At 71.3% G+C, this 13,830-nt stretch carries 8 protein-coding genes; all 8 read left to right on the top strand.

Annotated elements, in window-relative coordinates; genetic code table 11:
- The first annotated feature begins 33 nt into the window (after positions 1 to 33).
- The 8 genes from HNR12_RS12900 (at position 34) to rplC (ending at position 13,830) form a co-directional block, all read left to right on the top strand.
- Positions 34 to 3,909, top strand: a complete 3,876-nt coding sequence (locus HNR12_RS12900; protein ID WP_179767717.1) for a DNA-directed RNA polymerase subunit beta' — start codon at positions 34 to 36, stop codon at positions 3,907 to 3,909.
- Positions 3,910 to 4,093: 184 nt separating this feature from the next.
- Positions 4,094 to 7,765 (top strand): hypothetical protein, encoded by a 3,672-nt coding sequence (locus HNR12_RS12895; protein WP_179767716.1) that lies wholly within the window; start codon positions 4,094 to 4,096, stop codon positions 7,763 to 7,765.
- A gap of 584 nt (positions 7,766 to 8,349) precedes the next feature.
- The gene (gene rpsL / locus HNR12_RS12890) at positions 8,350 to 8,721 is read left to right on the top strand and encodes a 30S ribosomal protein S12 (protein ID WP_017538026.1); all 372 of its coding nucleotides are present in this window, start codon (positions 8,350 to 8,352) and stop codon (positions 8,719 to 8,721) included.
- A gap of 2 nt (positions 8,722 to 8,723) precedes the next feature.
- Positions 8,724 to 9,194, top strand: coding sequence for a 30S ribosomal protein S7 (gene rpsG / locus HNR12_RS12885; RefSeq protein WP_179767715.1), 471 nt, complete (start codon positions 8,724 to 8,726; stop codon positions 9,192 to 9,194).
- 47 nt (positions 9,195 to 9,241) lie between these two features.
- On the top strand, positions 9,242 to 11,356 hold the full coding sequence (gene fusA, locus HNR12_RS12880; protein ID WP_179767714.1) for an elongation factor G: 2,115 nt from the start codon (positions 9,242 to 9,244) through the stop codon (positions 11,354 to 11,356).
- A 52-nt stretch (positions 11,357 to 11,408) separates the two neighbouring features.
- The gene (gene tuf, locus HNR12_RS12875; RefSeq protein ID WP_179767713.1) at positions 11,409 to 12,602 is read left to right on the top strand and encodes an elongation factor Tu; all 1,194 of its coding nucleotides are present in this window, start codon (positions 11,409 to 11,411) and stop codon (positions 12,600 to 12,602) included.
- Positions 12,603 to 12,857: 255 nt separating this feature from the next.
- A complete protein-coding gene (rpsJ, locus tag HNR12_RS12870) occupies positions 12,858 to 13,166 on the top strand; it encodes a 30S ribosomal protein S10 (protein ID WP_017621536.1) in 309 nt (102 codons plus the stop codon).
- A 13-nt stretch (positions 13,167 to 13,179) separates the two neighbouring features.
- On the top strand, positions 13,180 to 13,830 hold the full coding sequence (gene rplC, locus HNR12_RS12865) for a 50S ribosomal protein L3 (RefSeq protein ID WP_179767712.1): 651 nt from the start codon (positions 13,180 to 13,182) through the stop codon (positions 13,828 to 13,830).

Raw genomic sequence — 13,830 nt, 5'->3', positions numbered from 1 at the left:
TTCCGCGATCTTCAAGAGCAGGGGACGAATTAAGTGCTCGACGTCAACTTCTTCGACGAGCTGCGAATTGGCCTCGCGACCGCTGACGACATCCGCCAGTGGTCCCACGGCGAGGTCAAGAAGCCGGAAACCATCAACTACCGCACCCTCAAGCCGGAAAAGGACGGGCTCTTCTGCGAGAAGATCTTCGGCCCCACCCGCGACTGGGAGTGCTACTGCGGTAAGTACAAGCGGGTCCGCTTCAAGGGCATCATCTGCGAGCGCTGCGGTGTCGAGGTCACCCGGGCCAAGGTCCGGCGCGAGCGCATGGGCCACATCGAGCTGGCCGCGCCCGTGACCCACATCTGGTACTTCAAGGGCGTGCCCAGCCGCCTGGGCTACCTGCTGGACCTCGCGCCGAAGGATCTCGAAAAGATCATCTACTTCGCCGCGTACATGGTCACCTGGGTCGACACCGAGGCCCGCGAGCGCGACCTCCAGTCCCTGGAGGCCCGCATCTCCGTGGAGCGCCAGCACCTGGAGCAGCGCCGCGACTCCGCCGTCGAGGAGCGCCACAAGAAGCTTGAGGCCGACCTCGCCGAGCTGGAGGAGCAGGGCGCCAAGGGCGACGCCCGCCGCAAGGTCCGCGAGTCCGCCGAGCGCGAGATGCGGCAGATCCGCGACCGCGTGCAGCGCGAGATCGACCGCCTCGAAGAGGTCTGGAACCGGTTCAAGAACCTCAAGGTCCAGGACCTCGAGGGCGACGAGATGCTCTACCGCGAGATGCGGGACCGCTTCGGCAAGTACTTCCGCGGCGGCATGGGCGCCCAGGCCATCCAGGAGCGCCTGGCCAACTTCGACCTCGACGCCGAGGCCGAGCGGCTGCGCGAGACCATCCGCAGCGGCAAGGGCCAGAAGAAGGCCCGCGCCCTCAAGCGGCTCAAGGTGGTCTCGGCGTTCCTCAACACCCGCAACAGCCCCATGGGCATGGTGCTGGACTGCATCCCGGTCATCCCGCCGGACCTGCGCCCCATGGTGCAGCTCGACGGCGGCCGGTTCGCCACCTCCGACCTGAACGACCTCTACCGCCGGGTCATCAACCGCAACAACCGCCTCAAGCGGCTGCTGGACCTCGGCGCGCCCGAGATCATCGTCAACAACGAGAAGCGGATGCTGCAGGAGGCCGTCGACGCGCTGTTCGACAACGGCCGCCGCGGCCGGCCGGTCACCGGTCCGGGCAACCGCCCGCTGAAGTCGCTCTCGGACATGCTCAAGGGCAAGCAGGGCCGGTTCCGGCAGAACCTGCTGGGCAAGCGCGTCGACTACTCCGGCCGTTCGGTCATCGTGGTCGGCCCGCAGCTCAAGCTGCACCAGTGCGGCCTGCCCAAGCAGATGGCGCTGGAGCTGTTCAAGCCGTTCGTGATGAAGCGCCTGGTCGACCTGAACCACGCGCAGAACATCAAGAGCGCCAAGCGGATGGTGGAGCGGTCCCGCCCCGTGGTGTGGGACGTCCTTGAAGAGGTCATCACCGAGCACCCGGTGCTGCTGAACCGCGCGCCGACCCTGCACCGGCTGGGCATCCAGGCGTTCGAGCCGCAGCTGGTCGAGGGCAAGGCCATCCAGATCCACCCGCTGGTCTGCACCGCCTTCAACGCCGACTTCGACGGCGACCAGATGGCGGTCCACCTGCCGCTGTCCGCCGAGGCCCAGGCCGAGGCGCGGCTGCTGATGCTGGCCACCAACAACATCCTCAAGCCCTCCGACGGCAAGCCCGTGACCATGCCCACCCAGGACATGATCATCGGCCTGTACTACCTGACCACCCTCAAGGAGGGCGCGAAGGGCGAGGGCCGGGCCTACCGCACCCCGGCCGAGGCCATCATGGCCTACGACCTGGGCGAGCTGGACCTCCAGGCCAAGATCAAGCTGCGCGTCGAGGGCGACGTCCCGCCGCCGCGCGACTGGGTCGCGCCCGAGGGCCACGAGCCGGGCCGGCCCTACGTGCTGGAGACCACCCTGGGCCGGTACCTCTTCAACGAGACCACGCCCTCGGACTACCCGTTCGTCAACTACCAGGTCGGCAAGAAGCAGGTGTCGGCCCTGGTCAACGAGCTCGCCGAGAACTACCCGAAGGTGCACGTCGCCTCCACCCTCGACGCGCTCAAGGACGCCGGGTACCACTGGGCCACCCGGTCCGGTCTCACCATCGGCATCTCCGACGTCCTCGCGCCGCCGCGCAAGGAGGAGATCCTGGAGGGCTACGAGCGGCAGGCCGACAAGATCCAGCGCGAGTACGACCGCGGTCTGATCACCGACGACGAGCGCCGCCAGGAGCTGACGGAGATCTGGACCAAGGCGACCAACGAGGTCGCCAAGGACATGGAGGACAACGCTCCCGCCGACAACCCGGTGTGGATGATGGTGAACTCCGGTGCCCGAGGCAACCCGATGCAGGTCCGCCAGATCGCCGGTATCCGCGGCCTGGTCTCCAACACCAAGGGCGAGACCATCCCGCGGCCGATCAAGTCCTCCTACCGCGAGGGCCTGTCCGTGCTGGAGTACTTCATCTCCACGCACGGCCAGCGCAAGGGTCTGGCCGACACCGCGCTGCGCACGGCCGACTCCGGGTACCTCACCCGGCGCCTGGTCGACGTCGCCCAGGACGTCATCGTCCGCGAGATCGACTGCGGCACCGACCGCTCGCTGTGGCAGGAGGTCGGCGAGAAGAACGCCGCCGGCGTGGTGGTGCGCAAGCACAACGTCGAGAACACCGGCTTCGGCCGCACCATCGCCGAGGACGTCGTGGTCGACGGCAAGGTCGTCGTCCCGGCGCTCACCGACACCTCCGAGGCGGTCATCGACAAGCTGGTCGCCAACGGGGTGGAGCGGGTGCGCGTGCGCAGCTCGCTCACCTGCGAGGCCAAGATCGGCGTCTGCAGCACCTGCTACGGCCGCTCCATGGCCACCGGCAAGCCGGTGGACGTCGGCGAGGCCATCGGCATCATCGCGGCGCAGTCCATCGGTGAGCCCGGCACCCAGCTGACCATGCGGACCTTCCACATGGGCGGTTCGGCCGGCCAGGACATCACCCACGGTCTGCCGCGTGTGACCGAGCTGTTCGAGGCCCGCATCCCCAAGGGTGTGGCCCCGATCAGCGAGCTGGACGGCCGGATCCGCATCGAGGACACCGAGAAGAGCCGCAAGATCATCCTGGTGCCCGACGACGGCTCCGACGAGATCGCCTACCCGGTCCCGATGCGGGCCCAGCTCCTCGTGGGCGAGGGCGACCACGTCAAGGTCGGCCAGCAGCTGATCCAGGGCGCCATCAACCCGCACGAGGTGCTGCGCATCCAGGGCCCGCGGGCCGTGCAGCAGCACCTGGTGTCGGAGGTGCAGGAGGTCTACAAGTCGCAGGGTGTCTCGATCCACGACAAGCACATCGAGATCATCGTGCGGCAGATGCTCAAGCGGGTGAACATCCTGGAGTCCGGCGACACCGAGCTGCTGCCCGGCGAGATGGTCGAGCGGCCCAAGTTCGAGGCGATCAACCGCCGCGTGGTGGCCGAAGGCGGCCAGCCGGCGGCCGGCCGCCCCGTGCTGCTCGGTATCACCAAGGCCTCGCTCGCCACGGAGTCGTGGCTGTCGGCGGCCTCCTTCCAGGAGACCACCCGGGTCCTCACCGAGAACGCCATCCACGGCAAGAGCGACCCCCTGGTCGGTCTCAAGGAGAACGTCATCATCGGTAAGCTCATCCCCGCCGGTACCGGCATGCCGCAGTACCGCAACATCCGGGTGGAGCCGACCGAGGAGGCCAAGGCGTCCATGTACTCGGTGGCGGGCTACGAGGAGCCCAGCGAGTACACCTTCGGCCAGGGGTCGGGCGAGGCCGTCCCGCTGGAGGAGTACGACTTCGGTCCCTACAACAGGTGACCTGAAGAGTCAATCGGTGACATCGATTGCTTGACGAAGCAGCGGCGGTGGTCCACTCCCTTTTGGAGTGGACTGCCGCCGTTCGTCGTTCACCCTCGGCATACTCGTATGCGGATGGAGACATCAGCGCGCACGCGCGGTCGGGAGATCGAAGACAGTGACGGACAACGGGGGACAGCGGTACGTGCCGTCCGACGACGAACACGGCGCCCGGCAGGAGAACACGGAATCGTGGTTCCGGCCGAGCGGCGACCGACACCGGTCGCAGGCGCAGTACCAGGAGACCTTTAGCGACAGCGCCGAGAGCGGCGACCCCGGGCGCGGCGCGCCCGGCGGCCCCGCGCCCGAGGCGTCCCGCCAGGAGCCCGGGGCGCCGGGGGAGCCCGCGCGGCCCCGCCCGACCTTCCCCAACAGCGGGGGGTACCCGGGCCTGAGCGGCGAGCGCCCCGGCATGGCGGAGCCCTACCCTTCGGCCCTGGGCGACCTCGGCGGCTCGCCCCTGGCGCCGCCCGGCCCGCCGGCGGGCGACCCGCCCTCGCCCATCCGGCCCTACGCCGCCCCGGCGCCGCAGGCCGACCGGCCCGCGCCCGCTGAGGCCGCCTACGACCTCGGCACCACCGGCCCCGCCGCTCCGGGCGAGGCCGGGCCCCGGCCGGGCACCCCGGCGCCGGGCCCGGCGGCCGGCGCCGACCCGGGCCGCGACTTCGGCGACCCCGCGGGCGGCTACGCCCGGCCCGCGGGCGGTGGGCGGCCGGGCGGCGAGCCCGGCTCCCCGCTGAGCGCGCTCGGCGGCGGCACCGGCGGCTACCCCGGCTTCGGCTCGACCGTGCGCGGCCGCCCGGACCAGGCGCCCCAGGCGCCCGCCGGCCCGGCGGAGTCGCTGTGGCCGGGCCAGGACGGCGCGGGCGCGCCCGGCCGGCCCGCCGAGCAGCGGCCCGCGGCCGACGACGGCCCCGACACCGCGCCCTTCGCCGGCACCGGCCGGCCCGCGCCCGGCGACACCGACCCCCGCCCGTGGGGCGGCCCCGCCGCTCCGGGCGAGGCCGGGCCCCGGCCCTGGGGCACCCCGGCCGCCGACACCGAGCGGCCGTCCTTCGGCGACCGCCCGGTTCCGGGCGCTCCCGCTGAGCGCTTCGGCGCCGGCGAGGGGCCCGCCTTCGGCGAGCGCACCGACCCCGGGGCCCCCGCGCGCGAGTGGTCCGCCCCCGCCGGTCCGGCGGCCGGCGACCCCCTGTCCACCGACCCCCTGTCCGGCGGCCGCGCCGCCGACAGCGCGGCGCCGTGGGACACCACCCGTCCCGGCGCCGCGCCCGCGGCGTCCGATCCCGCCGGCGCGCCGGGCGAGCGCCCGTCCTACGGCGCCGACCCGCTGGGCGGATCGACCTCGGCCGGCCCCGCCGACGACGCGTGGCGGCGGCCAACCGACACCGACCGGGGCGGCGAGCGCGACCACCGCGCCGACACCCCCGGATACGCCGACCCGCTGGGCGGCCCCGCCGGCGCGCCGGGCGAGCGCCCGTCCTACGGCGCCGACCCGCTCGGCGGACGCGAGGGCTCCGACACCCCCGCCGACCGCTGGGGCGAGCCCCGGCCCGACCGGTACGGCGCCCCCTCGGGCGCGGCCGAGCCCGGCCGCCACGACGACCCCGCCCCCCGCTCCGCGACCGATTCCGGTGCCGGGGCCCCCTGGGGCGGCGGCGACCCGCTCGCGCCGGAGTCCCGGCAGGAGCGGCGGGAGTCCGCCGACCCGCTGGGTGCCGATCCCGGTCGGGCGGCGGAGTGGGGCACCGGCCAGTGGGAGACCGGTGCGCGGCCGGCGGCCGACCTCGGCGCGCCCGCGGGCGGCGCCGAGCGCGGCGCCGAGGCCGACCCGTTCCGCCGCGAGCGGCCCGACTCCGGCGACCCCTTCGGCGGCGGGTTCCCCCGCTCGCCGGAGTCCGGCGCCGAGCGCACCGCCTCGGCATGGGACACCGGCGCCCGCGGCGCCGCCGACCCCGGCGCTCCGACGCGGGATTCCGGCGGCGACCCGCTCGCGCCGGAGTCCCGGCAGGAGCGGCGGGAGTCCGCCGACCCGCTGGGTGCCGATCCCGGTCGGGCGGCGGAGTGGGGCACCGGCCAGTGGGAGACCGGTGCGCGGCCGGCGGCCGACCTCGGCGCGCCCGCGGGCGGCGCCGAGCGCGGCGACGGCTACGACGACGAGCTGTCGCGCCCCTACTCCTCGCGGATCCCCGCTGACGAGGACCTCGGCGCGACCTCGCCGGGCTACCGGCAGTCCAGCGCGCCCGCGGGCACCCCGGCCGCCAACGGCCCTCCGGCCGGCGACACCGGAGCCGACCGCCGCGCCGACGACCCCGCGCGCGCCGACACCGGTCTGGGCGGCGACCTCGGCACCGGCAGCGGCAACACGTGGGCCTTCAGCCGCGACGACGAACGCCTGCCCGAGCACATCCGCCAGGCGGCGGCCGAGGCCCAGCGCAAGCGCCGCGACGGCTCGCCCGAGCACACCACCCAGGTGTTCCGCTCCGGCGGCGACACCCCCGGCACCCCCGGCGGCCGCCCCGACACCGGCCCCCGGCCGGGCACGCCCGTGACCGACCTCGGCGACGACCCGCTCGCCGCCATCGCGGCCCAGCAGGCGCGGGCCCGCTCCGACGACCCCGAGCCGCCGGCCTCCGCCGCCGACCCCGGCTGGGGCGGAGACCCCGGACCGGGCACCCAGGCCGTGCCGGCCGTCGCCGACGAACTGGGCCCCGACCTGCGCGAGTCCCGCCGGGGCGAACGCCCGGGTGAGGACCCCGGCGCCCCCCGGTGGTCCGAGCGCGAGCCCCGGCCCGCCGACGAGGGCGGCCCCAGCACCCAGGCGATGCCCGCCGTCGCCGACGAACTGGGCCCCGACCTGCGCGACGAGCCGCGGCGCGACCCGCTCGGCGGCGACCGCGGCGCCCCCTGGGCCGCCGAGGACCCCGCCGCCCGGCGCGACCCGGGCGGCTACGGTGCCGAACCCGGCGGCGGCTACGACCGGGAGTCCGCCGACCGCGCGGGCGACCCGTTCGGCGCCGCGCCCGAGCCCTACGGCTCCGCCGCCGGCGACCCGGCGGCGGCCGCGCCCGGCGACCGCACCCAGGCGTTCCCCCCGGGCGGCTTCACCGGCGCGCCCGGGACCGACCACGGCCGCGGCGAGCCCGCCGACCCCTGGCGGCGCGAGCCGGAGGCCCCCTCGCCCTACCTCGACGGCGGCGCGGAGTACCCGCGCGGCCACCGCGAGGGCGGGGAGTTCGGCGGGGCGCCGCAGGGCTACGCCGACACCCCCTACGGCGACCGCCGCGAGGCGCCCGAGCCCGGCGGCGACCCCTACGGCACCCGCCACCAGGAGCCGTACGCGGGCGAGTACGGCGACCGGCACCACGGCCGGCACGGGGAGTACGGCGAGGCCGAGGGCCACCCCGACACCCGCGACGACCGCGGCGGGCGCGGTGCCGACGCCCCGACCCGCCGGGGCCGGTCCGGCCGCGACCCGGTCGCCGACGACTTCCCCGGCTTCGACGACCGCCCGCCCGGCGCGGCGGCCGGCGACGCCTACCCCGGCTACGACAACATCGACTACTGGCCCGAGACCGCCCCCGGGGCCGCCGCGACCCTGTGGCTGGGCATCATCGGCCTGGTGCCGGTGATCGGCCTGTTCACCGCGATCGCGGCGCTGGTCACCGGGCCGCGCGCCCGGCGCGCCATCCAGCGGTCCAACGGCGAACTGGAGGGGCTCAACCTGGTGCGCGGCGGCACGATCACCGCGTGGGTCGGTATCGCGCTGTTCGTCGTCGAGGCGGTGGTGTTCGTGGCGACCACGGTGCTCTCCTGATGAGGCGGCGCCCCCCGCGGCACCGCCGCGAGGGGCGGCCACCTTCCGAACGGCCGCGGTCACGCACGGTGCCCGGCGCGGACTCCGCGCCGGGCACCGCGCCGTTGGGGGCAGGGGCCGGGCCCGAACGGGCGGCGCGGCGGGCCGCCCCGCCGGCCCGGGCAAGATCACCGAGATCAGGTGGAGCGGGGCCGCCGGTAATCACCGCGCGAGCACTCGGCGGAGCCCGTACAATGGACAGAGACCTACGACAGCATGAGGCTTCGGAGCCGGGTACCGAGGGTAGCGGTCGCCGTTTTGACCCGTTACTCAGCCTTCGGTACTCTCTAACTTCGTGCCCGTGAGTCGACGGGTCAGCACGTGCGCGTATTCGAACCGGCTTGGACGCCAAAGCAGAACGCGGCGCGTGACACCTCCTCCCAGAGAAATTGACCGCAGGGTCGGGTTTGCTCGTTCCGCCATGCATCGGGTAGAGCGCGACACGCCCGAGTGCGGGGGTAGGGGAGGACGGGAAGCCAAGCAGGTCATAGCGACACATCGGCTAACAGAACCGGCGTAGGTCACGAGAAAGACACGGAGACGCGGTGCCCACCATCCAGCAGCTAGTCCGCAAGGGCCGACAGGACAAGGTCGCGAAGAACAAGACCCCGGCGCTGAAGGGGAGTCCGCAGCGTCGTGGTGTGTGCACGCGTGTCTACACGACTACGCCCAAGAAGCCGAACTCCGCGCTGCGCAAGGTCGCCCGTGTGAAGCTGAGCAGCGGGATCGAGGTCACGGCCTACATCCCCGGCATCGGCCACAACCTGCAGGAGCACTCCATCGTGCTCGTGCGCGGCGGCCGTGTGAAGGACCTGCCGGGTGTCCGCTACCGGATCGTCCGCGGCTCGCTCGACACCCAGGGTGTGCGCAACCGCAAGCAGGCGCGCAGCCGCTACGGCGCTAAGAAGGAGAAGTAAGCATGCCGCGCAAGGGCCCGGCGCCGAAGCGCCCCCTCATCACGGACCCGGTCTACGGATCGCCGCTCGTCACCGCACTGATCAACAAGGTGCTGCTGGACGGCAAGCGCTCCAAGGCCCAGGGGATCGTCTACGACGCTCTTGAGGGCGCCCGCGAGAAGACCGGCCAGGACCCCCTCGTGGTGCTCAAGCGTGCGCTGGACAACGTGAAGCCCGCCCTGGAGGTGCGCAGCCGCCGCGTCGGTGGCGCCACCTACCAGGTGCCAGTCGAGGTCCGTTCGTCCCGCAGCACCACCCTCGCTCTTCGCTGGCTCGTGAGCTACTCGCGGCAGCGCCGCGAGAAGACCATGACCGAGCGCCTCATGAACGAGCTGGTCGACGCCAGCAACGGTCTGGGCGCCAGCGTCAAGCGTCGCGAGGACACCCACAAGATGGCGGAGTCCAACAAGGCCTTCGCCCACTACCGCTGGTAATCCCCGCGGCCCAATCGATACGAGAGACCGAGAGAAGACGAGCCCTCATGGCTACCACTGCTCTTGACCTTGCCAAGGTCCGCAACATCGGGATCATGGCGCACATCGACGCGGGTAAGACCACGACCACCGAGCGCATCCTCTTCTACACCGGCGTGAACTACAAGCTGGGCGAGGTCCATGACGGCGCGGCCACCATGGACTGGATGAAGGAGGAGCAGCAGCGGGGGATCACGATCACCTCCGCGGCGACCACCACCCACTGGGACGACCACACCATCAACATCATCGACACGCCCGGCCACGTCGACTTCACGGTCGAGGTCGAGCGGTCGCTGCGTGTGCTCGACGGCGCGGTCGCGGTCTTCGACGCCAAGGAGGGTGTCGAGCCCCAGTCGGAGCAGGTGTGGCGCCAGGCCGACCGCTACGGTGTTCCGCGGATCTGCTTCGTCAACAAGATGGACAAGATCGGTGCGGAGTTCCAGCGCTGCGTCGACATGTTCTCCGACCGCCTGAACACCAACCCGATGCCGATCCAGCTGCCCATCGGCGCTGAGTCGGACTTCAAGGGCGTCATCGACCTGGTGCGCATGAAGGCTCTGGTCTGGAGCGACGAGGCCGCGCTGGGCGAGATGTACGAGACCGTCGACATCCCCGACACCCACATCGAGGCCGCCCGCGAGGCGCACGACAAGCTGATCGAGACCCTGGCCGAGGCCGACGACGAGATCATGGAGCTCTACCTCGAGGGCGTCGAGCCCACGGTGGAGCAGATCGTCCCGGCCATCCGGCGCGCCACCATCGCCGGCACCGCCATCCCGGTGCTGTGCGGCACGGCGTTCAAGAACAAGGGCGTGCAGCCGCTGCTGGACGCGGTCGTCGCCTACCTCCCCTCGCCCCTGGACATCGAGGCCATCACCGGCCACGACCCCAAGGACGAGACCGAGGAGACCGTGCTCAAGCGCCGGCCGAGCGAGGAAGAGCCGCTGGCCGCCCTGGTCTTCAAGATCATGAGCGACCCCCACCTGGGCAAGCTCACCTACGTGCGCGTGTACTCCGGTGTCCTGGAGGCCGGCACGCAGGTGCTCAACAGCGTGAAGGGCCGCAAGGAGCGCATCGGCAAGATCTACCGCATGCACGCCAACAAGCGTGAGGAGATCGGCCGCGTGGGCGCCGGCGACATCGTCGCCGTCATGGGCCTGAAGGACACCACCACGGGCGAGACCCTGTGCGACTCCTCCGACCCGATCGTGCTGGAGTCGATGACCTTCCCGGCCCCGGTGATCGAGGTCGCCATCGAGCCGAAGACCAAGAGCGACCAGGAGAAGCTGGGCATCGCGATCCAGCGGCTGGCCGACGAAGACCCGTCCTTCCGCGTCTCGACCGACCAGGAGACCGGCCAGACCGTGATCTCCGGTATGGGCGAGCTGCACCTGGAGGTCCTGGTCAACCGCATGCGCGACGACTTCAAGGTCGAGGCCAACATCGGCCGTCCGCAGGTGGCCTACCGTGAGACCATCCGCAAGAAAGTCGAGAAGGTCGACTACACCCACAAGAAGCAGACGGGTGGCCAGGGCCAGTTCGGCCGCGTGGTGATCGACCTTGAGCCGCTGATGGCCGACGGCGAGGGCGACACCGCCGGATACGAGTTCGTCAACAACATCACCGGCGGCCGCATCCCCCGGGAGTACATCCCCTCGGTGGACGCGGGCTGCCAGGAGGCCGCTGAGTTCGGTGTCCTCGCCGGGTACCCTCTCGTGGGGATCAAGGTCACCCTGCAGGACGGCGCCTACCACGACGTCGACTCCTCCGAACTCGCCTTCAAGGTCGCCGGCTCCATGGCTTTCAAGGAGGCGGCGCGCAAGGCCAAGCCGGTTCTGCTGGAGCCGGTGATGGCGGTCGAGGTCACGACGCCCGAGGAGTACATGGGCGACGTGATCGGCGACCTGAACAGCCGGCGCGGTCAGATCCAGTCCATGGACGAGCGCTCCGGGACACGGGTCGTCAAGGCCCAGGTGCCCCTGTCGGAGATGTTCGGCTACGTGGGTGACCTGCGCAGCCGTACGCAGGGTCGAGCCACGTACACGATGGTGTTCGACTCCTACGCGGAGGTCCCGTCCAACGTCGCAGAAGAGATTGTGGCGAAGGCGCGCGGCGAGTAACCGCGACACGTATCAAGTCAGCTAGCAAACCTGTACGTCTAGGAGAAATCCAGTGGCGAAGGCCAAGTTCGAGCGGACCAAGCCGCACGTAAACATCGGCACCATCGGTCACATCGACCACGGTAAGACCACCCTTACCGCCGCGATCACCAAGGTTCTGCACGACGCGTTCCCGGAGCTGAACCCGTTCACGCCGTTCGAGGACATCGACAACGCTCCCGAGGAGCGCGAGCGCGGTATCACGATCTCCGTCGCCCACGTCGAGTACGAGACCGAGCACCGCCACTACGCGCACGTGGACTGCCCGGGCCACGCCGACTACGTGAAGAACATGATCACGGGTGCGGCCCAGATGGACGGCGCGATCCTGGTCGTGGCCGCCACCGACGGCCCGATGCCGCAGACCAAGGAGCACGTGCTCCTGGCCCGCCAGGTCGGCGTGCCCTACATCGTCGTGGCGCTGAACAAGGCCGACATGGTCGACGACGAGGAGATCTTCGACCTGGTCGAGCTCGAGGTCCGCGAGCTGCTCAGCGAGTACGAGTTCCCCGGCGACGACGTCCCGGTGGTCCGCGTCTCGGCGCTCAAGGCCATGGAGGGCGACCCCGAGTGGGGCAAGGCCGTCCTTGAGCTGATGAAGGCCGTGGACGAGAACATCCCCGAGCCGCAGCGCGACATCGACAAGCCCTTCCTGATGCCGATCGAGGACGTCTTCTCGATCACCGGTCGCGGTACGGTCGTCACCGGCCGCATCGAGCGCGGTGTCATCAACGTCAACGAGACCGTTGACATCGTGGGCATCAAGGAAGAGAAGCAGACCACCACCGTCACCGGTGTGGAGATGTTCCGCAAGCTGCTCGACCAGGGCCAGGCGGGCGACAACGTCGGCCTGCTCCTGCGCGGCACCAAGCGCGAGGACGTCGAGCGCGGCCAGGTCGTCATCAAGCCGGGCACGACCACCCCGCACACCGAGTTCGAGGCGCAGGTCGTCATCCTGTCCAAGGACGAGGGTGGCCGCCACACGCCCTTCTTCAACAACTACCGGCCGCAGTTCTACTTCCGCACGACCGACGTCACCGGCGTCGTCTCGCTGCCGGAGGGCACGGACATGGTCATGCCCGGTGACAACACCGAGATGACCGTCCAGCTGATCCAGCCGGTCGCCATGGAAGAGGGCCTGCGGTTCGCCATCCGCGAGGGTGGCCGGACCGTCGGCGCCGGCCGAGTGACCAAGATCATCAAGTAGCACGAACGTGCGGGGGCGGTCGCCGCGGCAACGCGGGGACCGCCCCCGGGGGCGGCCGGACCGCCGAGACGGACCGGCCGCCCCCGACATGAACGACGTCATCGGGCTCTGTAGCGGTGATGCGCCTCAGGGGACAGCCCTGTCGCAGATTCTCAGGTGAATAGAGCCAGACACGGGCAAGCCCCCGAAGGGCACGGCGCCATCTCACCGGCGCCGCGCCTCTACGGACACTAAGCGAAGGACGAAAAGGCCACCATGGCGGGACAGAAGATCCGCATTCGGCTCAAAGCCTATGACCATGAGGTCATCGACAGCTCGGCTCGCAAGATCGTCGAGACCGTGACGCGGACTGGCGCGAGCGTCGCTGGCCCGGTGCCGTTGCCGACGGAGAAGAACGTTTACTGCGTCATCCGCTCGCCGCACAAGTACAAGGACTCGCGCGAGCACTTCGAGATGCGCACGCACAAGCGGCTGATCGACATCATCGACCCGACGCCGAAGACCGTCGACTCGCTCATGCGGCTCGACCTTCCGGCCGGCGTCGACATCGAGATCAAGCTTTAAGGGACGCACTGACATGGCCACCAAGCAGATCAAGGGAGTTCTGGGCGAGAAGCTCGGCATGACCCAGGTCTTCGACGACGCGGGCAGGATCGTGCCCGTGACTGTCCTGAAGGCCGGTCCGTGCGTTGTGACGCGCGTCCGCACTCCGGATACCGATGGCTACTCCGCCATCCAGCTCGGCTACGGGAAGATCAACCCGCGCAAGGTGAACAAGCCCCTCGGCGACTACCTGCGCAAGCACGATCTGACCCCGCGCCGCCACTACGTCGAGGTCCGCACCACCGACGCCACCGAGTACCAGCTCGGCCAGGAGGTCACCGCCGAGGCGTTCGAGGCCGGCCAGCTGGTCGACGTGACCGGCAAGAGCAAGGGCAAGGGCTACGCCGGCGTCATGAAGCGCCACGGGTTCCGCGGCCTCAGCGCCACGCACGGTACCCAGCGCAAGCACCGCTCGCCCGGCTCCATCGGCGGCTGCGCCACGCCCGGCCGCGTGTTCAAGGGCCTGCGGATGGCGGGGCGCATGGGCAACGCGCGCACGACCGTCCAGAACCTGACCGTCCACTCCGTGGACGCGGACAAGGGCCTGATCCTGGTCAAGGGCGCCGTGCCCGGCCCCAACGGCGGGCTGGTGCTCGTCCGCACCGCCGTGAAGGGGGACAAGTAA

It is taken from the genome of Streptomonospora nanhaiensis (assembly GCF_013410565.1).
Taxonomy (GTDB): Bacteria; Actinomycetota; Actinomycetes; order Streptosporangiales; family Streptosporangiaceae; genus Streptomonospora; species Streptomonospora nanhaiensis.
This window is presented reverse-complemented; position numbering and strand designations above follow the sequence as displayed.